Annotated in this window: 16 protein-coding genes; 10 read left to right on the forward strand and 6 right to left on the reverse strand. The window is 68.6% G+C overall.

Translation table 11 applies throughout. The annotated features are described in order from the left end of the window. Positions 1 to 56: 56 nt before the first annotated feature. Genes E0H45_RS16510 through E0H45_RS16525 form a run of 4 tightly spaced genes read right to left on the reverse strand, consistent with a single transcriptional unit; the run spans position 57 to position 5,349 of the window. A complete protein-coding gene (locus E0H45_RS16510) occupies positions 57 to 2,135 on the reverse strand; it encodes an ABC transporter ATP-binding protein (protein WP_131338214.1) in 2,079 nt (692 codons plus the stop codon). Beyond that, positions 2,132 to 3,865, reverse strand: coding sequence for an ABC transporter ATP-binding protein (locus E0H45_RS16515; RefSeq protein ID WP_131338215.1), 1,734 nt, complete (start codon positions 3,863 to 3,865; stop codon positions 2,132 to 2,134). The genes E0H45_RS16510 and E0H45_RS16515 overlap by 4 nt, the downstream gene beginning before the upstream one ends. Further along, positions 3,865 to 4,536 (reverse strand): TetR/AcrR family transcriptional regulator, encoded by a 672-nt coding sequence (locus E0H45_RS16520; RefSeq protein WP_238155047.1) that lies wholly within the window; start codon positions 4,534 to 4,536, stop codon positions 3,865 to 3,867. The genes E0H45_RS16515 and E0H45_RS16520 overlap by 1 nt, the downstream gene beginning before the upstream one ends. A 42-nt stretch (positions 4,537 to 4,578) precedes the next feature. After that, the gene (locus E0H45_RS16525; protein WP_131338216.1) at positions 4,579 to 5,349 is read right to left on the reverse strand and encodes a TetR/AcrR family transcriptional regulator; all 771 of its coding nucleotides are present in this window, start codon (positions 5,347 to 5,349) and stop codon (positions 4,579 to 4,581) included. Positions 5,350 to 5,504: 155 nt separating this feature from the next. Here E0H45_RS16525 and E0H45_RS16530 point away from each other — a divergent pair, with 155 nt between their 5' ends. From E0H45_RS16530 to E0H45_RS16540, 3 genes are all read left to right on the forward strand, one after another. Beyond that, the gene (locus E0H45_RS16530; RefSeq protein ID WP_202872458.1) at positions 5,505 to 7,385 is read left to right on the forward strand and encodes an ABC transporter ATP-binding protein; all 1,881 of its coding nucleotides are present in this window, start codon (positions 5,505 to 5,507) and stop codon (positions 7,383 to 7,385) included. Between the two features lie 109 nt (positions 7,386 to 7,494). Next, the gene (locus E0H45_RS16535) at positions 7,495 to 10,188 is read left to right on the forward strand and encodes a DEAD/DEAH box helicase (protein WP_238155048.1); all 2,694 of its coding nucleotides are present in this window, start codon (positions 7,495 to 7,497) and stop codon (positions 10,186 to 10,188) included. Further along, positions 10,185 to 11,345: an SWIM zinc finger family protein gene (locus E0H45_RS16540; protein WP_131338219.1), complete on the forward strand. Its 1,161-nt coding sequence runs from the start codon at positions 10,185 to 10,187 to the stop codon at positions 11,343 to 11,345. The genes E0H45_RS16535 and E0H45_RS16540 overlap by 4 nt, the downstream gene beginning before the upstream one ends. 15 nt (positions 11,346 to 11,360) lie before the next feature. On the opposite strand, the gene E0H45_RS16545 is transcribed toward E0H45_RS16540, so the two are convergent. Next, entirely contained in the window at positions 11,361 to 12,017 is a 657-nt protein-coding gene (locus tag E0H45_RS16545; RefSeq protein WP_131338220.1) for a DUF4232 domain-containing protein, read from the reverse strand. 222 nt (positions 12,018 to 12,239) lie between these two features. On the opposite strand from E0H45_RS16545, the gene E0H45_RS16550 reads away from it, so the two are divergent. The 7 genes from E0H45_RS16550 (at position 12,240) to E0H45_RS16580 (ending at position 20,272) form a co-directional block, all read left to right on the forward strand. Beyond that, entirely contained in the window at positions 12,240 to 12,740 is a 501-nt protein-coding gene (locus tag E0H45_RS16550) for a GNAT family N-acetyltransferase (protein WP_131338221.1), read from the forward strand. A gap of 182 nt (positions 12,741 to 12,922) precedes the next feature. After that, positions 12,923 to 14,608, forward strand: a complete 1,686-nt coding sequence (locus E0H45_RS16555; RefSeq protein WP_131338222.1) for an ABC transporter substrate-binding protein — start codon at positions 12,923 to 12,925, stop codon at positions 14,606 to 14,608. Beyond that, positions 14,605 to 15,558, forward strand: coding sequence for an ABC transporter permease (locus tag E0H45_RS16560; protein ID WP_131338223.1), 954 nt, complete (start codon positions 14,605 to 14,607; stop codon positions 15,556 to 15,558). Before E0H45_RS16555 ends, E0H45_RS16560 begins: the two co-directional genes overlap by 4 nt. Then, on the forward strand, positions 15,558 to 16,442 hold the full coding sequence (locus tag E0H45_RS16565) for an ABC transporter permease (protein WP_131338224.1): 885 nt from the start codon (positions 15,558 to 15,560) through the stop codon (positions 16,440 to 16,442). Before E0H45_RS16560 ends, E0H45_RS16565 begins: the two co-directional genes overlap by 1 nt. Further along, the gene (locus tag E0H45_RS16570; RefSeq protein ID WP_131338225.1) at positions 16,439 to 17,416 is read left to right on the forward strand and encodes an ABC transporter ATP-binding protein; all 978 of its coding nucleotides are present in this window, start codon (positions 16,439 to 16,441) and stop codon (positions 17,414 to 17,416) included. Before E0H45_RS16565 ends, E0H45_RS16570 begins: the two co-directional genes overlap by 4 nt. 118 nt (positions 17,417 to 17,534) lie before the next feature. Beyond that, a complete protein-coding gene (locus E0H45_RS16575; protein ID WP_202872367.1) occupies positions 17,535 to 18,518 on the forward strand; it encodes an ABC transporter ATP-binding protein in 984 nt (327 codons plus the stop codon). Further along, positions 18,515 to 20,272 carry a gamma-glutamyltransferase family protein gene (locus E0H45_RS16580; protein WP_131338226.1) on the forward strand — a complete coding sequence of 586 codons (1,758 nt, stop codon included), beginning with the start codon at positions 18,515 to 18,517 and terminating at the stop codon, positions 20,270 to 20,272. The genes E0H45_RS16575 and E0H45_RS16580 overlap by 4 nt, the downstream gene beginning before the upstream one ends. 1 nt (position 20,273) lies before the next feature. On the opposite strand, the gene E0H45_RS16585 is transcribed toward E0H45_RS16580, so the two are convergent. After that, positions 20,274 to 20,960 carry a GntR family transcriptional regulator gene (locus E0H45_RS16585; protein WP_131338227.1) on the reverse strand — a complete coding sequence of 229 codons (687 nt, stop codon included), beginning with the start codon at positions 20,958 to 20,960 and terminating at the stop codon, positions 20,274 to 20,276. Between the last annotated feature and the right edge of the window lie 3 nt (positions 20,961 to 20,963).

Genomic DNA, 20,963 nt, shown 5'->3' on the forward strand with positions numbered 1-20,963 from the left:
CCACAGGTCACCGCGAACGGGCGGGGACGCTCGGCTGCGTCCCCGCCCGTTCGTGGTCAGCGGGCCATTGGGCGGCCGGCTGGGGTGGCTACTGGGGTGGCGATGGCTGCTGCTTCTTCGTCGATGTCTACTACCGCGCCGCTGAACTGGGCGTTGTAGAGGCGGGCGTAAGCGCCGTCCAGGGACAGGAGTTCTGTGTGGTTGCCCTGTTCGACGATGGCGCCGTTCTCCATGACGAGGATCAGGTCCGCGTCGCGGATGGTGGACAGGCGGTGGGCGATGACGAAGCTGGTGCGGTCGGAGCGCAGGGCGGCCATGGCGCGCTGCACCAGGACCTCCGTGCGGGTGTCGACCGAACTGGTCGCCTCGTCGAGGATCAGCAACTGCGGGTCGGCGAGGAACGCGCGGGCGATGGTGAGCAGCTGCTTCTCACCGGCGCTGACGTTGCTGCCTTCCTCGTCGATGACCGTGTCGTACCCGTCCGGCAGGCTGTGCACGAAGCGGTCGACGTACGTCGCCTTCGCTGCCGCCAGCATGTCCTCCTCGGTGGCCTTGAGGTTGCCGTAGAGCAGGTTGTCCCGGATCGTGCCGCCGAACAGCCAGGTGTCCTGCAGGACCATGCCGATCCGCGAGCGCAGGTCGTGCCGGGTCAGGTCGGTGATGTCGACGCCGTCGAGCGTGATCCGGCCGCCGTTCAGCTCGTAGAACCGCATGATCAGGTTGACCAGCGTGGTCTTCCCGGCACCGGTCGGGCCGACGATCGCGACCGTCTGACCGGGTTCGGCGACCAGGCTCAGGTCGGTGATCAGCGGCTCGTCCGGCTTGTACGAGAACGACACGTGCTCGAACTCGACCCGGCCGCGCGAGTCCGTGACCTTCTCCGGTGTCGCGTCGTCCGGCACCTGCTCCTTGGCGTCCAGCACCTCGAACACGCGCTCGGCCGACGCCACGCCGGACTGCAGCAGGTTTGCCATCGAGGCCACCTGGGTCAGCGGCTGTGTGAACTGCCGCGAGTACTGGATGAACGCCTGGACGTCACCCAGCGACATGGTGCCGGAGGCGACCCGCAGACCGCCGACGACCGCGATCACCACGTAGTTCACGTTCCCGATGAACATCATCAGCGGCATGATCAGACCGGAGATGAACTGCGCCCCGAACGCGGCCTTGTACAGCTCCTCGTTCTTCTCCGCGAAGCTCGTCTCGATCTCCTTCTGCCGGCCGAAGACCTTCACCAGCTCGTGCCCGGTGAACGCCTCCTCGATCTGCCCGTTCAAGGCGCCGGTATGCCGCCATTGCTGGACGAACCGCACCTGCGACCGCTTGGCGATCGCCGCCGTCAGGATCATCGAGATCGGGATCGTGACGAGTGCGATCAGCGCCAGCAGCGGCGAGATCACGAACATCATCGTGACCACCCCGATGACCGTCAGCAGTGACGTCAGCAACTGGCTCAGGGTCTGCTGCAGGCTGGTCGAGATGTTGTCGATGTCGTTGGTCACCCGGCTGAGCAGCTCACCGCGCGGCGCACCGTCGAAGTAGCTCAGCGGCAGCTTGTTCAGCTTCTCCTCGACCTCGGACCGCAGATCGAGAATGGTCCGCTGGACGACGCCGTTCAGGATGTAACCCTGTGCCCAGGACAGGAAGAATGCGCCGACGTACAACCCCAGCGCCAGCAGCAGAACGTTGCGCAGGGCATCGGTGTCGATGCCGACCCCGGGAATCAGGTCGATCCCCTGCAGCAGCTCCGCCAGCCGGCCGTTGCCGGACGCGCGGGTCTGCTCGATGATCTGTTCCTTGGTCAGGCCGCGCGGGAACTGCTTGCCGATCGCGCCGGAGAAGATGATGTCGGTCGCGCGACCGAGGATCTTCGGACCGAGCACCGACAGGCCGACGCTGAAGATCGCGAGCAGGACGACACCCGACACCTGCACCCGGTGCGGACGCAGCCGCTTGAGCAGCCGCTTCGCCGAGGGCAGGAAGTCCATCGACTTGTCCCCCGGAATCCCTCCCGGAGGCCCGAACGCGCGCCCGGTGTTCGGCCGCTCGGTCGCCTTGACCGTCTTGCTGTCTGTCGTGCTGTCCGTCTTCCCGTCTGCCGTGCTCCCGGAAGCAGGCTGCTCCGACTCACTCATGCCGCCTCCTCCGCGGAACGCTGGGACTCGACGATCTCGACGTACGTCGGACACGTGTCGAGCAACTCCTGATGGGTGCCCTTGCCGACGATCGCGCCGTCCTCGATCACCACGATCTGGTCGGCGTCGATGATCGTCGAGACCCGCTGGGCGACGACGACCACGCACGCCTCCCGGGTGACCGGCCGCAGCGCCGCCCGCAGCCGGGCGTCCGTCGCCAGGTCGAGCGCCGAGAACGAATCGTCGAACAGGAAGATCTCCGGCTTCCGGACCAGCGCCCGCGCGATCGCGAGCCGCTGCCGCTGACCGCCGGACACGTTCGTGCCGCCCTGCGCGATCGGCGCGTTCAGTCCTTCCGGCATCGCCTGGACGAAGTCCTTGCCCTGGGCAATCTCCAGCGCCTCCCAGAGCTCCTCGTCGGTCGCGTCCGGGTTCCCGTACCGCAGGTTGCTGGCGATCGTTCCGGAGAACAGGTACGGACGCTGCGGCACCAGACCGATCCGCTCCCACAGCGCCTCGGGCTCCATCTCCCGTACGTCGATACCGTCGACGAGCACCCGTCCCTCGGTCGCGTCGAACAACCGCGGCACGAGCGACAGCAGGGTGGTCTTACCCGCGCCGGTGCTGCCGATGACCGCAGTCGTCTGGCCCGGCGACGCGACCAAGCTGATGTCCTGCAGGACCGGCTCGGCGGCACCCGGGTACTTGAACGAGGCCCGCTCGAAGACCAACTGCCCACGACCGGTGAAGCTCTTGATCGGCGTGACCGGCGGCCGCACCGACGAGTCGGTGTTCAGCACCTCGGAGATCCGGTCCGCGCAGACCGAGGCCCGCGGCACCATGATCATCACGAACACGCCCATCATCACCGAGAACAGGATCTGGATCAGGTAGCTCAGGAACGCGGTCAGCGCGCCGACCTCCATCGTCCCGTTCTCGATCCGGGAGGCGCCGAACCACAGCACCGCGATACTCGACACGTTCAGGATCAGCATCACCGTCGGGAACACCAGCGCCATCAGCCGGCCGGCCCGGATCGCGGTGTCGGTCAGGTTCTGGTTCGCCTCGCCGAAGCGCTCGACCTCGTGCGGCTCACGAACGAACGCCCGGACCACCCGGATGCCGGAGATCTGCTCGCGCAGCACCCGGTTCACCCCGTCGATGTTCTTCTGCATCTTCCGGAACTGCGGGACCATGCGGCTCGCGATGAACCCGATGCAGATCGCCAGCAGCGGTACGGCGACAGCCACCAGCCAGGACAGGCCGACGTCCTCACGGACCGCCATGATGACGCCGCCGACCATCGTGATCGGCGCCGCGACCAGCATCGTGCAGGTGGTGACGACCAGCATCTGGATCTGGGTGACGTCGTTCGTACTGCGGGAGATCAGCGTCGGCGCACCGAACTGGTTCACCTCCCGGGCCGAGAACTCGCCGACCCGGTGGAACACGGCGGCGCGTACGTCGCGTCCGAACAGGGCAGCCGTCTTCGCACCGAAGTACACCGCGGTGATCGTGCAGGCGATCTGCACGAGGCTGACCGCGAGCATCCAGCCGCCGGTGTCCATGATGTAGGCGGTGTCACCCTTGGCCACACCGTTGTCGATGATGTCGGCGTTCAGGCTGGGTAGGTAGAGGGAGGCAATCGTCCCGACCAGTTGCAGGACGACCACCAGGAACAGGTTTCCCGCGTACGGACGCAAGTGCGTACGCAAGACGCGAAGTAACATCAATCATCCCCAGAGTCGTGATGGCGGGCACCGTCGAGCGCGAACCCGACGATGTCCTCGGAGGCCGGTGGCTGACCGGTGTGGTGCTTGCGGAGACCGTCGAACGCGAAGTCGACGATCTCCTCGGCGGTCAGCACGTGGCCGCCGGAAATCATTGGGTGGGTGGCCGAGAAGGTGAGCAGGCCGATCATCCGGACGACGTCCTCCGGCGGCACCCGCAGCTGGTCGGCGTCCGGTCGCAGCAGGTCCGCGAACGCGGCGTTGGCCAGGTCGTTCTGACGTTTGCGCCGGGCCTCGTCCATCGGTGTCGCGTGCTTGAACTCAGGTGGCCGGCGGATCCGCAGCGAGAACAGCAGTTTGAACACCCCGCGCAGCCGCTTCTGGCTGATCTCGACCGCGACCACGGTGCGCTCCCGCAGCGGCAAGGACCGGTCGACCCGTTCGAGTGCCCGGATCAGGTCCGAGGGGTCGAACACCGTCGCCATCGCGGCCTCGATCAGCGCGTCCTTGCTGCCGAACGCACGGAAGATCGTCCCCTCGGCGATCCCCGCCGCCTCGGCGATCTGCTTGGTGCTGACCTCGGTGCCGAACTCCTCCAGCAACGGCAGCGCGGCCGCGAGGATGGCAGCGCGCCGTTCCTCGGGGGGCAGTGGGGTCGCTCGTGGGCTCACGGAGTCAAAGGTAACTGAGTGAGTACTCACTCACAACTACATTTACCCTTCCGGCGCAGTCCGGTTCCCGACCAGCGCGGACACGCCGTCCAACAGCCTTTCCAGACCATACTCGAACGCGTGTTCGGCGTCATAGGGGGCGTCGAACTCATTCCCGACCGCCGTCCCGACCCGGGACGACAGCGGGAACTTCTCCAGGTCACCGATCTGATCCAGATGCGGCACATGGGCCAGCCACCATTCCTTGTCGGTCATCCCGGACCGCTGGATCACCTGGCGCGCCTCGACCGCCGTACGGACGGCGCCGTGCACGTAGCCGTTGACGAGGGAGACGGTCGCGTCCATCTCGAGATCGGTGAGCCCGATCCCCTCGACCGCGGTCAGCTCCCACTCGTACTTCGCCATCACGTTCGGGCCGAGCGGCGGGCGGCTGATCGCGACCTGCAGCAGCCACGGGTGCCGCAGGTACAGCTCCCGGTTCTCCCGTGCGACCTCGTCGAGCGCTGCCCGCCAGTCCCCCGGTACGACGCGGCGCGGCAGCTCGCCGTACACGGTGTCGAGCATGACGTCGAGCAACTCGCCCTTGCCCGGGAAGTAGCGGTACAGCGTCATCGCACCGACGCCGAGCTCGTCCGCGACGCGGCGCATCGACATCGCGACCAGGCCGTCGGCGTCCGCGACCTTCAGGGCGGCCGTGACGATCCCGTCGACGGTCAGCGCCGGCTTCGGCCCGCGGGTCGGCGCGGGACGGCGGCGCCACAGCAGTTCGAGACTCTTCGCGGGGTCCCCGCTGCCGCTGTGCTCCTGATTCATGTGCGCGTTTCCTTCTCACCGGCTATTCTTCGTACAGTGTACGCAGTTGACCTCAAGTTCCGTCGAGGTTCTAGCGTGAGGTTTTGTCGGTGGTGTGCGGAATCATCGACCGTCCCAGCCGATCGATTCAGCGGAGCACAGCTGTGAGCATGGAAATGACCGCGTGGAACTCGCTTTACCACGCGATGCACGCCCAGGACGAGAAGCGACCCTTCTCCCGAGCGACCCTGCGACGAATCCTCGCCTTCGCCCGACCCCACCGGCGGTATCTGATCTCGTTCCTGGTGCTCAGCATCGGCGGTGCTGTGCTCGCGGTCGCCACGCCGGTGCTGGCCGGGCGAGTGGTCGACGCGATCGTCGGCGGCAAGGCCTTCAGTGTCGTACTGCAACTGTCGCTGCTGATCGCGGCCATCGCGGTCGCGGAGGCCGGGCTGGGCATGGTCACCCGCTGGCTGTCCGCGAGCATCGGCGAGGGACTGATCCTCGACCTGCGGACCGCCGTGTTCGACCACATCCAGCGGATGCCGATCGCGTTCTTCACCCGCACGCGGACCGGCGCACTGGTCTCCCGGCTGAACAACGACGTGATCGGTGCGCAACGGGCGTTCAGCGACACGCTGTCCGGTGTCGTCAGCAACCTCGTGATGCTGGTGCTGACACTGGTGGTGATGCTGGGGGTGTCGTGGCAGATCACTCTGCTCGCGCTGGTCATCCTCCCCGTGTTCGTCATCCCTGCGCGCCGGTTCGGGGCCAGGCTGGCCGGACTGCAGCGAGAGGCAGCGGACTACAACGCGACCATGAGCACCCAGATGACCGAGCGGTTCTCGGCGCCCGGCGCGACGCTGGTCAAGCTGTTCGGGCGGCCGGCTCGCGAGTCCCTCGAGTTCGCGGTCCGGGCGCGGCGCGTGCGCGACATCGGTGTGCGGACCGCCATGGTGCAGTGGATCTTCGTCACCTCGCTGACGCTGGTTTCCGCGCTCGCGCTGGCGGTCGTGTACGGGCTGGGCGGGTTCTACGCGTTGCGCGACCAGCTCGACGCGGGCGCGGTCGTCGCGATGGCGTTGCTGCTCACCCGGTTGTACTCGCCGTTGACCGCGCTCGCGAGTGCGCGGCTCGAGGTGATGACCGCGCTGGTGAGCTTCGAGCGGGTCTTCGAGGTGCTGGACCTGGAGCCGCTGATCAAGGACAAGCCGGACGCGGGGCGGGTTCCCGAGGGTCCGGTGGCGGTGGAGTTCTCCGGCGTCCGCTTCGCGTACCCGTCGGCGGACAAGGTGTCGCTGGCATCGCTCGAAGAGGTCGCGAAGCTGGACACGCGCGGTGGCGTCGAGGTGCTGCACGACGTCTCGTTCCGCGCCGAGCCGGGGCAGATGGTTGCATTGGTCGGCTCGTCGGGTGCCGGCAAGTCGACGATCGCGCAGCTGATTCCGCGGTTGTACGACGTGGACTCGGGAGCCGTGAAGCTCGCCGGGGTCGACGTACGCGATGTGTCCGCGGAGTCGTTGCGGGAGACGCTCGGGATGGTCACGCAGGACGGGCATCTGTTCCACGACTCGATCCGGGAGAACCTGCTGCTCGCGCGTCCCGAGGCGTCGGAGGACGATCTGTGGGATGCGCTGGAGCGCGCCCGTCTGGGTGAGTTGATCCGGTCGCTGCCTGATCAGCTGGACACAGTCGTCGGTGAGCGCGGGTACCGGTTGTCGGGTGGTGAGCGGCAGCGGCTGACGATCGCCCGGTTGCTGCTCGCGCAGCCGCGGGTGGTGATCCTCGACGAGGCGACCGCCGCGCTCGACTCGACGAACGAGGCCGCGGTGCAGGCGGCGTTGACCGAGGCGCTTTCCGGTCGTACGGCGGTGGTGATCGCGCACCGGTTGTCGACCATTCGGGCTGCCGACCAGATCCTCGTGATCGAGTCCGGGCAGATCGTCGAACGCGGTACGCATGCGGATCTCCTCGCGGCCGGCGGACGGTACGAGGAACTGCACCGGACCCAGTTCGACCAGCCTGGAACGGAAGGCGCCGAAGCGGTTCCGGTCTGATGTTGTTGTTCCTATCGAGTGGAAGGTTGTCGGGTTGGTGGGCACGGGGCAGGAGCTGGCTGGTTGTGCGGTGGTATTCCGGCCGGCTGATCCACCGCGGACAAGCCGAGTGGCGTTCTGGGATCCGGACGACGGCCCACTCCCCCTCGGCGTCGGCGACCAGGTCGACCTAGAGTTGGTCGGCGATGTGGGTCGGCACACCGTCCGGGCTGTCGAGCTACCGGTGGCGGACGCGGTTCCGATCCTTGGGCGGATGCGGCGGGCGCCTGGAGCGCACCCGGCGGCGGCCTTCTGGGGTGGTGCCTCCCTCGTCGCCCTCCAACTGGTTGCCCGCGGCAAACTCCTCCCCGGCGTCACCCCCGAAGGCCACGACGCCTGGCGGGTCGGCCCCCTCGACCCCGACGACGTCACCCGCCTCCTCACCCTCGCCGAAGCAATGCCCGCCTCGGCCCGAGCACTCCCACTCACCGACTTGCGGGTTCCTGTTGCTGAGGAGTTGTTGCGGGAGTTTCTCGACGCCGTGGCCGACGGCATGCCTCGCTCCCCCGCCGCCGCGAAGGCGCATCAGACCAACCTCTTCACCGCGACCGCACCCCAGCGCGCCGACCGCCTGCGGACCTGGGCCGACGAGGTGTCGGCCGGACTCGACACCGGCGTCCGGATCTCGCTCCGCATCGAGCTGGCCGACTCACTCGCCTTCGCCGCCGTGGTCCAACTGCACAGCCTCAAGGACCCCACCCTCGTCAGGGACGCGGACGATGTCTGGTCCGATGACGTCCCCGGGTTCGGCCCGCGAGCACGCATCGACGCCACCCTGGCGATCCGTCGCGCAGCGCGCGTCTGGCAACCGCTCAGCCGCCTGCTCGACTCCGCCGTACCGGACCGGATGGACCTCGCCGACGAAGAGGTGGCCGAGCTACTGGCCGGCTCCGCGCAGCGCCTCGCCGCGGCAGGCGTGGACCTGCACTGGCCACGCAGCCTCGGACGGGAGCTCACCGCACGCGCCGCGATCACGTCGGCGGACGGGCCGCCCAGCGATCTCCCGAGCTTCTTCGGCGGCGATCGCACCCTCGACTTCAGCTGGCAGGTGGCGCTCGGCGACGACCCTCTGACCGAGGCCGAGCTCGACCAGCTCGCGGAAGCGACCCGCCCGGTCGTCCGGCTCCGGGACCAGTGGATGCTGATCGATCCCGAGCTCGCCCGCAAGGCCCGCGAACGCATCCTCAAACCCGTCACCGCGATCGACGCGCTCGGCGTCGCCCTCACCGGGACCACCGAGATCGACGGCCGGCAGATCACCGTCACACCCACCAAGTGGCTCGACGACCTCCGCGCCCGGATCGCCGACCCGGACCGCGCCGACGAGCCGATCGAGGCGCCGGCCGGCCTCCAGGCGACCCTCCGCGACTACCAGCTGCGCGGTTTGCGCTGGCTGTCCCGGATGACGTCGCTCGGTCTCGGCGGTTGCCTCGCCGACGACATGGGCCTCGGCAAGACGATCACGCTCATCTCGCTCCACCTGCACCGCCAGCAGTCCGCCGATACCGCCGGGCCGACGCTGGTCGTCTGCCCGGCATCGCTGCTCGGCAACTGGGAGCGCGAGGTGCAGCGATTCGCTCCGGGCACTCCGGTACGGCGCTTCCACGGCACGTCACGTTCGCTCGAGGACGCGCGGGAAGGTTTCGTGCTGACGACGTACGGGACGCTGCGGCGGGACGCCGTACGACTGGCTGAGCATCCGTGGGCGCTCGTGGTTGCGGATGAGGCGCAGCATGTGAAGAACCCCTCGTCCGGTACGGCGAAGGCGCTGCGGACTGTGCCGGCCAAGGCGCGGGTGGCGCTGACCGGTACGCCGGTGGAGAACAACCTGTCCGAGCTTTGGGCGATCCTCGACTGGACGACGCCCGGGCTGCTCGGCCGGCTCGGATCGTTCCGCAACCAGTGGGCGCAGCCGATCGAGGCGGACAAGGACGAGGAGGTCGCGGCGCGGCTCGCAAAACTCGTCAAACCGTTCCTGCTCCGCCGGAAGAAGTCCGATCCAGGGATCGCGCCCGAGCTGCCGCCGAAGACCGAGACGGACCAGGCGGTGTCGCTCACCCGCGAGCAGGTCGTGTTGTACGAGGCAACGGTGCGCGAGCTGATGGCGGAGGTCCAGGCGAGTGACCGGATGGCGCGGCGCGGACTGATCGTGAAGCTCCTGACCGGCTTGAAGCAGATCTGCAACCACCCCGCGCAGTACCTGAAGGAACCCGCCGACGCGCGGCTGACCGGCCGTTCGGGCAAGCTCGAACTGCTCGACGAACTGCTCGAGACGATTGTCGCCGAGGACGGTGCCGTGCTCGTCTTCACGCAGTACGTCGCGATGGCGCGACTGCTCGAACGGCACCTCGCCGAGCGCGGCATCCCGACCCAACTGCTGCACGGCGGCACCCCGGTCGCCCGGCGTGAGGACATGGTCGACCGGTTCCAGGCGGGTGAAGTACGCGTGTTCCTGCTGTCGTTGAAGGCGGCCGGGACCGGGCTGAATCTGACTCGCGCGGATCACGTCGTGCATTTCGACCGCTGGTGGAATCCCGCGGTCGAGGACCAGGCGACCGACCGGGCGTACCGGATCGGCCAGACCCGGCCGGTGCAGGTCCACCGATTGATTGCCGAAGGCACCATCGAGGACCGGATCGCCGGAATGCTCGCTGCCAAACGCGAGCTGGCCGAGGCCGTGCTGTCCGGCGGCGAGGCGGCACTGACCGAGCTCTCCGACGCCGAACTGGCCGATCTGGTGCAGCTGCGAGGAGGTGCGCGATGACTGAGGCACAAGGCTTCCCGGCCTTCGCGGCCCAGCACCGCAGTACTCGGGGCCGGTCGTGGTGGGCCAAGGCCTGGGTCCAGGCGATGGAGGACACGTCGCTGGACAACGGTCAGCTGCGCAAGGGCCGCCGGTACGCGAACTCCGGACAGGTCGGCACGATCACCGTCAGCCCCGGACGGATCGCGGCCACTGTCTACTCACCCGAGGACACGTACGAGTCCGTGGTCCACGTCGACCAACTGAGCGATGACGACTGGCACCGCTTCCACGAGCAAGTTGCCTCGCGGGCCGGCCACATCGCGGCGTTGCTCGACGGCGAGATGCCGCACAACCTGGTCGAAGCAGCATCCGACGCCGGCGTTACGCTGCTGCCGGGTATCGGCGATCTCGATCCGAGCTGTACGTGCGACGCCTGGGAACTCCCCTGTCAGCACGCGGCCGCCCTGTGCTACCAGGTCGCGTGGCTCCTCGACGCCGACCCGTTCGTCCTGCTGCTCCTCCGCGGCCGCACCCGCGAAGCTCTCCTCGACGAACTGCAGGCCTCGTCGACCCAGCCCGTCGAGGCCGGCGTGCCCGTCACCGACGTACTGGACAGCACGCCCGGCGATCTGCCAGAGCCACCCGATCTCCCGGCGAGGGTTGCCCTCGACGAGCTCCCGGTTGCGGGAATCGAACCACCCGGCGACCTCGGCCCGCAGGTGCTCCAGTTGCTCGTGCTCGACGCCGCCCGCCGAGCCCGCTCGATCCTGAACGCGCTCCTCCACGGCACCGCCGAACCACAGCAGCTCGACGACTGGCAGGACGCCGTCCGCCTGGCAACGGACTTCCCGCAACTCGTCACGACACTGACCGAGTCCACCGGCCGGAACCTTGCCCCCGGCATCCAAGCCTGGCAGTACGGCGGCGCGCCCGGTCTCGACGTACTCGAGCACACCTGGACGCCCGACCCGGCCGAGCTCAACCGAGCGCGGACCGAGCTGCTCGCCGCGGACGACGACCTGACCATCAGTACGTCGGCGAACCAGTTGACGCTGGGCGCCGACATCCAGCTCCGACTGGACCGTGGCGGTCGCTGGCATCCGTACCGGCTCGTTGACGAGGTGTGGATTCCGGCTGGTCCGCCGTCCAAGGATCCGCTGGTTGTCGAGTGGTGAGACCGGTGGAGTTCGTCAGGACTGGGTGACGGGACGCATGGCGAGGCCCTCGGTGCCCGCCCAGTACGTGACGCGCTGGCCGTCGTCGGCCTCGAACGAGGTGACAGGCATCTTCACCTTGACCGGCTTCTCCGCCTCGGCCTCGCCGCCGGGGCTACCGAGACCGACGGTCATGAACTTCACGGAATAGGTGTCCATCTTGCCGCCGGTCGCGAGGATGCCGGCGTACGCCTTCTCACCAGGAGCGAGGGTGACTGCCTCGTCAGGGTTGGTGCCCTCCTTGACCGGGGCGTAGCCCTTGGCGTCGCCGAGTGTGACCTCGGGATAGTTCTGTACGTCGCACTTCTTGGCGCTCTTGTTGGTCGCCACGAGCATCAGGTGCCGAACCTCTTCGCCCGGCCCGTCGTAGTTCGTGACGGTGAAGGCCAGGTCCGCCATGGTGCACAGGTCGACGCCGGCGTCGTCGGTGGGCTTCTTCGACGGCGTCGCAGTCGAAGTCGATGCCGCCGGTTTCGTCGACTCCACCGGACTCGAGGAGGTCGGATTCGACGACGTCGTTGCGCTGGCCGAGGTCGTGGCGCTCTGCTGGTCCGAGGGCTTGCTTCCGTCCGACGCATTGGCGGACCCGCACGCGGCGCTCGTCAGGAGTGCGGCGACCACACCAGCCCCCATGGCGTACCTTCTCCAACTGCCTGCACACTTACGGTTCACTGAAGTTCCCCTTGTTCAGCTGACGAATTCAAGGTGATAGACGCGTCGCACTCGGCTAAAGTTGGCCGCGACTTCAGGAGAAGGAGGAGGTGAGTTGATGACCGCGTCAGCCCGCGCTGCGGCACGTCCGACAGCGCCATCGGTCAGTCAACTCATCCACTGAACCTCCGAAAGGGACCTTCGTTGTCCATCACCTGGAACACCCGTGTCGAGACACAGTCCGACATCGAACCTCTCCGCGACCTGACCCGCGACGCCTTCGGCCGGCAGTTCGAGGTCGACTTCCTGGACGCGCTCCGCGCCGACACAGTCGCCTGGATCCCCGGGCTCTCGTTCGTCGCCACCACGTCCGACGACGAGCCGATCGCCTACGCCCTCCTCACGCGTTGTCACGTCGACGACGTACCGGTCCTCTCGCTCGGACCGGTCGCCGTGCTTCCGGCGTACCAACGGCGAGGCGCCGGTGGGGCCGCCGTACGGACCGCTTTGGCGACGGCGCGTGACCGGCCTGAGCCTGCGGCCGTCGTCCTCGGCCACGCGGAGTACTACCCACGGTTCGGTTTCCGGCAGGCGACCGGGTTCGGCATCCATCACCCGCAGTACGACGGCCCGAACCTGATGGCGATTGCTCTCGGCAACCACACCGTCCCGACCGGAACGCTCACCTACCCGGTCACCGGCTGACCACCGCCGCGCCCTTGGCCGACCCAACTGAAGGGTTGGCCAAGGGCGCGGCACAGAGCGGTCCGTCACGAGGTACGTCGGGCGGTCGTAAAAGGTTCAGTCAAACTCGCCGAATCACTTGCGCACCACGCTTGTATACATGAAACAGTCGACAAGAACCCGCCTACCCAGGAGCAACCGCGATGACTCGTCGACTCCCACTGAACCGTTTCATCTCCGGCACCCGCCGTCGTACCGCGGCTGGGATCGGCGCGGCCGTCCTTGCGGTGGCCCTCGTCGGGACGGCCTGCTCGCCGGTCGAGCCGAGCGGCGGTGACAATCCGTCGAACGGGCAGTCGTCAGCCGGGCAGGACGTGTTCGGCGAGGCCGCCGACGCGGCGCAGGTGAAGCAGGGCGGCACGCTGACGGTCGCGCTCTCCGCCGACCCCGACAAGCTCGACCCGACACTGTCGCGCAGCCTGTACTCGCGGTACGTCTTCCACACCATGTGCGAGAAGCTGTACGACCTCGGCCCGGACGCCAAGCTGGTCCCGCAGCTCGCGACCGCGCTGCCCACGATCTCGTCCGACGGGCTCAGCCTGACGATCCCGCTGAAGGAGGGCGTGAAGTTCGCCGACGGCGGCACGTTCGACTCGAACGCGGTCAAGATCTCGCTGAACCGCGATCTCACGCTGGCCGGCTCGGCGCGCAAGAGCGAGCTCGGCCCGGTCACCTCGATCGAGACGCCGGACCCGAAGACCGTCGTCATCAAGCTCTCGAAGCCGTTCGCTCCGCTGACCGCCGCGCTGGCCGACCGGGCCGGGATGGTGCTCAGCCCGGCCGCGGTCGCGAAGCTCGGTGCGAACTTCTCCAACGCGCCGGTCTGCGTCGGCCCGTTCAAGTTCGCCAGCCGGGTCGCGCAGAACTCGATCAAGGTCGTCAAGGACCCGCAGTACTACGACGCCGCCAAGGTGCACCTGGACGCCATCGAGTACCGGATCATCACCGACTCCAGCATCCGCTCGGCGAACCTGAAGTCCGGGGACGCGCAGGTCGCGGACTCGCTGTCGTCGCAGGACGCGCCGACGCTGCAGAAGGACGACAGCGTCAGCGTGCTGCAGTCGCAGTCGCTCGGGTACCAGGGACTGACCATCAACGTCGGGAACGCCAACGGGATCGGCAACCCGCTCAAGCAGCTCGACACCCCGATCGCGAAGGACCCGAAGGTACGGCAGGCGCTGGCGCTGGCGATCGATCGGGAAGCGCTCGTGAAGTCGATCTTCAACGGGCTCAACACGGTCGCCTGTTCGCCGATCTCGCCGAAGAGCGAGTTCACCTCCGACGCGGCGCAGGTGTGCCCGGCGCACGATCCCGCGAAGGCGAAGCAGTTGCTCGCCGACGCCGGCGTGACTACGCCGTACAAGGTCGAGATGGTCACGTCGAACAACCCGGACAGTCTGCGGCTCGCGCAGGCGCTGCAGGGGATGGTGAAGGACGCCGGGTTCGACCTGGTCATCAAGCCGGTCGAGTACGCCGCTCTGCTGGATCAGCAGGACCGTGGTGACTTCGAGCTGCTGCAGCTCGGCTGGTCGGGACGGGTCGACCCGGACGCGAACATCTTCAACTTCGTCGGCACGACCGGCAGCCAGAACGTCTCCGGCTACAGCAACCCGGCTCTCGACAAGCTGCTCACCGACGCGCGCCAGTCCACCGACCAGGCCGAGCGCGTGAAGCTGTACGGCCAGGTCACCACCTTGCTGCAGCAGGACGACCCGATCATCTACATGTACCGCCAGCGCAACCTGACCGGCGTCTCCAAGAAGCTCCTCGGCATCCAGGTCTACCCGGACGGCGTGATCCGCACGGCCTTCGCAGGATTCGCGAAGTGAGGCGGTACCTCCTCAATCGGTTGTGGCAGTCCGCGGTGACGCTCGTGCTCGCGACGATCGTGGTGTTCGCCGGGGTGCGGGCGTTGCCGGGCGATCCGGCGCTGGCGCTTGCGGGTGAGGATCGGGATCCGGAGTCGCTGCGGGCGATCCGGCAGCAGTACGGGCTGGACCAGTCGTGGCTCGTGCAGTTCTGGCAGTTCGTGAGTCACGCGGCGCGCGGTGATCTCGGGGAGTCGATCCGGACCGGTACGCCGGTGCGGTCGATGATCGTCAGCGCGCTGCCGGTGACGATCGAGCTGTCGGTGCTGGCGATCCTGATTGCGAGCGTGATCGGGGTCGGGGCCGGGGTGATCGCCGCCGTACGCCGTGGGCGGCCGGCGGAATGGGCCGCGAACGCGCTAGCACTGCTAGGCCTGTCGGTGCCGCACTTCTGGCTGGGTCTGATGGCGATCCTGTACCTGTCCGTCGCGCTCGGTCTCTTCCCCGCCTCCGGCTTCGTCCCGTTCTTCACCGATCCGGTGGCGAACCTCCACCACCTCATCCTCCCGGCGCTGATTCTCGGCACCGGCCTCTCCGCCGTCATCATGCGCCAGACCAGGTCATCGATGCTCGACGCGCTGTCCGCCGACTACATCCGTACGGCGGAAGCCAAAGGCCTCTCGCCCAAGGCAGTCGTCGGAAAGCATGCCCTGCGCAACAGCCTGATCGTGGTCGTCACGATCGTCGGCCTCCAGCTGGGCGCGCTGATCTCCGGAGCCGTCGTCACCGAGCGGATCTTCGCGCTCCCCGGTTTCGGCAAGCTCACGGTCGACGCCGTCTTCCAGCGCGACTACCCCGTCATCCAGGCGGTCGTCCTGGTGACCGCGACGGCGTACATCGTCATCAATCTGCTGGTCGACCTCCTGTACTCCGTCATCGATCCGCGCATCCGCGTGCGAGGGGAGGCCTGATGGCAGTCGCCGAAGTCACCGAGGCCGTGACGGCCCCGCTCCGCAGCAACCGCCGTCGAGTGGTACGCCGGATCCTGCACAACCCGCTCGCTCTCACCGGGCTAGCAGTGCTAGCAATCGCGGTGATCCTCGCCGTGTTCGCCAACTGGCTGGCCCCGCACGAACCCACCCAGACCCACCTCGACCGCGCGTTCGCCCCACCGGGCACCGCCGGATACCTGCTCGGCACCGACGACCTCGGCCGCGACGTGCTCTCGCGGATCATGTTCGGGCTCCGGGCGTCCCTGCACGTCGGTGTCCTCGCGGTCGCGTTCTCGCTGGTCGTCGGCGTACCGCTCGGGCTGATCGCCGGGTACTTCCGGACCGTCGACGCGCTCATCTCCCGGCTCACCGACCTGGTGCTGGCGTTCCCGTTCCTGATCCTCGCGGTCGGGCTGGCCGCGATCCGCGGCGCGAGCCTCGGCAACGCGGCGATCGCGATCGGCATCGCGCAGATCCCCGGCATGATCCGGATCGTCCGGTCGGAGACGCTGCGGATCAAGTCGCTCGACTTCGTCGCCGCGGCGATCGTCGAGGGCGCGAGTGACGCCTGGGTCCTGGGGCGGCACATCTTCCCGAACGCCGGCTCCGCGATCATCGTCCAGGCCACCGTCGGCATCCCGGCGGCGATCCTCGGTGAGGCCGTGCTGTCGTTCCTCGGCCTCGGCATCCAGCCACCCGCTCCGAGCCTCGGCACGATGCTCGCCGACGCGCAGCAGTTCGCGTCCAGGGCGCCGTGGGCCGCGGTGATGCCCGGTGTCGCGATCATGCTGCTCACGCTGGCGTTCAACATCGTCGGCGACAGCCTCCGCGACGCCCTCGACCCGAAGGCGAGCCGCCGATGAAACCAGTTCTGGCAGTCAAAGACTTGTCCGTCACGTTCCGCACCGAGGACGGGCCGGTGTCGGCGGTCGATCGGGTCAGCTTCGAGGTCACTGCCGGCGAGGTGCTCGCCGTAGTCGGCGAGTCCGGCTGTGGCAAGAGCGTGACGGCGATGAGCATCGCCGGCCTGCTCCCCCGTACGGCGACCGTCAACGGCTCGGTCGAGCTCGACGGCACCGAACTGATCGGCGCCGACAAGCGCACGCTCCGCTCGATCCGCGGCCGCGAGGTCGCGTACATCTTCCAGGAGCCCATGACCTCGCTGAACCCGGTCTTCACCGTCGGCCACCAGATCATCGAGGTACTGCGGACGCACATCGGCCTCAACCGCCAGGCGGCGCACGCCCGGGCGATCGAGCTGCTCAAGCTCGTCGGCATCCCGTCCGCCGAGCGACGCGTCGGCGACTATCCGCACCAGCTGTCCGGCGGCATGCGGCAACGCGTGATGATCGCGATGGCGGTCGCCTGCGACCCGAAGGTGCTGATCGCCGACGAGCCGACCACCGCTCTCGACGTCACGATCCAGGCCGGCATTCTCGACGTACTGCGTGGTCTTCGCGAACGGCTCGGCACCAGCATCGTGCTGATCACGCACGACCTCGGTGTCGTCGCCGATCTCGCCGATCGGGTCGCGGTGATGTACGCCGGACGCGTCGTGGAGACCGCCGAAGTCCATGACCTGTTCGCACACCCGGAGCACCCGTACACCGTCGGACTGCTCGGCGCCTCCCCCGCCGCCGGCCGGCACGCGGAATCCCAACGACTGAACGAGATTCCCGGCCTGGTCCCGGTCCTCACCGAGCAACCCGACGCCTGCACGTTCGCCGACCGCTGCCCACGAGCCATCGACACCTGTACGTCGTCCCAGCCGCAGCTCACCGACGGTCCGCATCGAGTGGCGTGCTGGAACCCTGTGCGCGAACGAGTGGAGGTCTGATGACTGTGTTGAACGCCGCGCCTCCGGCGCAGGGGTCACGGGGCTGTGACTCCCGGCCTTCCCTCGTCGCTCCGGTCGCTTCGCTCCCTCCGCTCCTCAGTCCAGGCCGGGAGGCCCCGTGACCGGCTACGCCCTCGAGGTCGAGGATCTCGTCATGCACTTCGGTCCTGTGCGGGCCGTCGACGGCGTGACGCTCCGGATCCGGCAAGGAACGGTCGTCGCGCTCGTCGGTGAGAGCGGCTCCGGCAAGTCGACCGTCGGCCGCTGCATCGTCAGGCTGCTCGAACCGACCGGCGGAACCGTTCGCCTTGCCGACGCCGACATCACCCACCTCAGCCGCCGCCAGCTCCGGCCTCACCGCCGCGACGTGTCCATCGTGTTCCAGGACCCGGCCGGCTCGCTCGATCCGCGGCTGTCCGTCGGCGACATCGTCGGCGAACCACTCCGCCTGATGCGCCGCAAGGACATCTCCACCAAGGTCTCCGAGTCACTGCGCCGGGTCGGCCTCCGCCCGGAGGTCGCGCAGCGCGCACCACACGAACTGTCCGGCGGTCAGCGGCAACGGGTCAGCATCGCCCGTGCACTGATCTCCGAACCGCGGTTGCTGGTTGCGGACGAGCCGACCAGTGCGCTGGACGTCTCGGTGCAGGCCTCCGTACTCAATCTGCTCGCCGACCTCCAGCGTGATCTCGGGTTCGCGTGCTTGTTCATCACCCACGACCTGTCCGCCGTCGAGTACCTCGCCGACGAGGTCGCGGTGATGTACCTCGGCCAGCTCGTCGAGCAAGGTCCCCGCGCGAGGATCTTCGGGAAGCCGGCCCACCCGTACACGCAGGCGCTCCTGTCCGCGGCGCCCGTACCCGATCCTGCCGAGCAGCGCGCCCGCCGACCTGTCCTGCTCGGCGACGACCTCCCGTCGGCGATCGACCCGCCGCCCGGCTGCCGCTTCCACACCCGCTGCCCGGTGGCGGTGGACACATGCCGGACAGTCGTCCCAGAACGACGGACGATCGGCGAAGGTGGACACCAGGTCGCCTGTCACCTCGTCAACGACGACGGCACCGGCCCCGACGTACGACCAACTGAAGGAGTTGCCCCATGACGTTCACCACCCGGCCTACGCTGCGTGGCACGTTCGGGATGGTTTCGTCCACGCATTGGCTGGCGTCGCAGTCGGCCATGCGGATCCTCGAGCTGGGCGGCAACGCGTTCGACGCGGGTGCCGCGGCCGGGTTCGTGCTGCACGTGGTCGAGCCGCACCTCAACGGCCCAGGCGGTGAGGTTCCGGCGATCATCGCGACCGCCGACGACCCAACGCCGCGGGTGCTGTCTGGTCAGGGCGTCGCGCCGGCCGGTGCGACCATCGAGCACTACCGGTCACTCGGCCTGACGCTGGTACCCGGCTCCGGTCCGCTCGCGGCCACGGTTCCCGGCGCGGTCGACGCCTGGCTGCTTCTGCTGCGCGATCACGGCACCCTGCCGTTGAGCGTCGTACTCGAGCCCGCGATCGACTACGCCCGTAACGGGCACCCGCTCGTGCCGCGGATCGCCGACACCATCAGCACCGTGCAGCAGCTCTTCGAGAAGCACTGGCCGACGTCCGCCGCGCTCTGGCTCAAGGACGGCAGCCCCGTGACCGGCCGGTTCAGCAATGAGGCGTACGCCGCGACGCTCGAGAAGCTCGTCAGCGAGGGCGAGGCGGCCGGAGCCGACCGGCAGGCGCAGATCGAGCAGGCGCGGAGGACCTGGCGGGAAGGGTTCGTCGCGGAGGCGATCGACAAGTTCTCGCGACTTCCACATCGCGACTCCAGCGGCGAGGACCACGCCGGCCTGATCACGGGCGACGACCTGGCCGCGTTCGAGGCGACCTGGGAGGACGCGGCGACGTACGACTGGAACGGGTACACCGTCGCCAAGACCGGTCCGTGGGGTCAGGGCCCCGCCCTGCTCCAGTCCCTCGCCGTACTCGCGGAGCTCGGCAACGTCGACCTCGACACCGCCGAGGGCGTGCACACGACGGTCGAGGTGATGAAGCTGTCGTACGCCGACCGCGAGGCCTGGTACGGCGACGGCGCCGACGTACCGCTCGCCACGCTCCTCTCCCCCGCTTACGCCGCCGAGCGCGCGAAGCTGATCGGCTCGGACGCCGCGCTGGACCTCCGCCCGGGCAGCCCCGACGGGCGCACCCCGAAGCTGCCGTCAATTGCTACCGGCAACGAGACGGGCGACGCGACGACCGGTGAGCCGACCGTTTCCCCGGTCGGCGAGACGCGCGGCGATACCTGCCACGTCGACGTGGTCGACCGCTGGGGCAACATGATCTCGGCGACGCCCAGCGGCGGCTGGCTGCAGTCGTCGCCGACGATTCCCGAGCTCGGGTTCTGTCTCGGCAGCCGCGCGCAGATGTTCTGGCTCGAGGAAGGGCTCCCGGCCTCGCTCGCGCCCGGCAAGCGGCCCCGCACGACGCTGACGCCGACCCTCGTGCTCCGCGACGGCGAGCCGATCATGGCCTGCGGATCGCCTGGCGGTGACCAGCAGGACCAGTGGCAGCTGCTCTTCCTGCTCCGGCACCTGGGTGCCGGCTTGGACCTGCAGGAGGCGATCGACGCGCCCGCGTGGCACACGACCGGCTTCCCGTCCTCGTTCTATCCGCGCGCCACCGAACCAGGTGGGCTCGTGATCGAGAGCCGGGTCGGCAAGGGCGTCCTCGACGAACTGGTACGACGTGGGCACGTCGTGACCGAGTCCGATCCGTGGAGCCTCGGCCGGCTCTGCGCCGTACGGAAGGAAGCGGACGGCGTCCTGGCTGCCGCGGCCAACCCACGCGGTATGCAGGGGTACGCGGTCGGACGCTGAGTCAGGCCTTCGGGCCGAGCGCTGCCTTCGCCGCGGCCTCGACGTGCAGGCGGGCGGCCGTACTCGCGGCCGCCGCGTCGCCTGCCTCGATCGCCTCGACCAGCCGCATGTGCTCCTCGGTCGAGTGCGGTGCCCGCTGGGCCGCGCCGACCCGGAACACCCAGTGCACGTGGTGATACATCGCGGCCGAGATCGAGTGCAGCCAACGGTTCCCGCTGACCTCGATCACGGCCCGGTGGAACGCGCTGTTGAGCTCCGCGACCCGGTCGAAGTTCTCGGCCTTGGCGGCCACGTTCGCCTCCTCGACCAGCCGGCGCAGCGTCGCGATCCCCTCGGGCGTGGCCCGCTCCGCCGCGAGGCCGGCAGCGAGCGTCTCGAGTTGCTGCCGTACGGCGAACAGGTCCCGGACCGCAGTCTCGTCGAGGGTCGCGACGACCGCGCCCCGGCGCGGAAGGATCTGCACGAAGCCTTCGGCCTCGACCACCCGCAATGCTTCCCGGACCGGATTCCGCGACACCCCGAAGTCGTCCGCCAGCCGGGTCTCGGTCAGCCGCTCGCCCTCGTGGTACTCACCGTCCACGATCCGCCGGCGCAGTTCCGCGAGAACCTGCTCGCGGAGCGCAATGTGATCGGCACCGATCGTGCGGACCATCCGGTCCCGGCGGGCGTCCTCGTCCAGCTGCTCCACCCT

This window comes from Kribbella soli (assembly GCF_004331345.1).
In the GTDB taxonomy this organism is placed as follows: domain Bacteria; phylum Actinomycetota; class Actinomycetes; order Propionibacteriales; family Kribbellaceae; genus Kribbella; species Kribbella soli.

What these genes read in the sequence shown, in the direction of transcription:
- E0H45_RS16510 (WP_131338214.1), bottom strand. Translation starts at nt 2,135, where the DNA reads ATGAGTGAGTCGGAGCAGCCTGCTTCCGGGAGCACGGCAGACGGGAAG.
- E0H45_RS16515 (WP_131338215.1), bottom strand. Translation starts at nt 3,865, where the DNA reads ATGTTACTTCGCGTCTTGCGTACGCACTTGCGTCCGTACGCGGGAAAC.
- E0H45_RS16525 (WP_131338216.1), bottom strand. Translation starts at nt 5,349, where the DNA reads ATGAATCAGGAGCACAGCGGCAGCGGGGACCCCGCGAAGAGTCTCGAA.
- E0H45_RS16530 (WP_202872458.1), top strand. Translation starts at nt 5,505, where the DNA reads ATGACCGCGTGGAACTCGCTTTACCACGCGATGCACGCCCAGGACGAG.
- E0H45_RS16540 (WP_131338219.1), top strand. Translation starts at nt 10,185, where the DNA reads ATGACTGAGGCACAAGGCTTCCCGGCCTTCGCGGCCCAGCACCGCAGT.
- E0H45_RS16545 (WP_131338220.1), bottom strand. Translation starts at nt 12,017, where the DNA reads ATGGGGGCTGGTGTGGTCGCCGCACTCCTGACGAGCGCCGCGTGCGGG.
- E0H45_RS16555 (WP_131338222.1), top strand. Translation starts at nt 12,923, where the DNA reads ATGACTCGTCGACTCCCACTGAACCGTTTCATCTCCGGCACCCGCCGT.
- E0H45_RS16565 (WP_131338224.1), top strand. Translation starts at nt 15,558, where the DNA reads ATGGCAGTCGCCGAAGTCACCGAGGCCGTGACGGCCCCGCTCCGCAGC.
- E0H45_RS16570 (WP_131338225.1), top strand. Translation starts at nt 16,439, where the DNA reads ATGAAACCAGTTCTGGCAGTCAAAGACTTGTCCGTCACGTTCCGCACC.
- E0H45_RS16580 (WP_131338226.1), top strand. Translation starts at nt 18,515, where the DNA reads ATGACGTTCACCACCCGGCCTACGCTGCGTGGCACGTTCGGGATGGTT.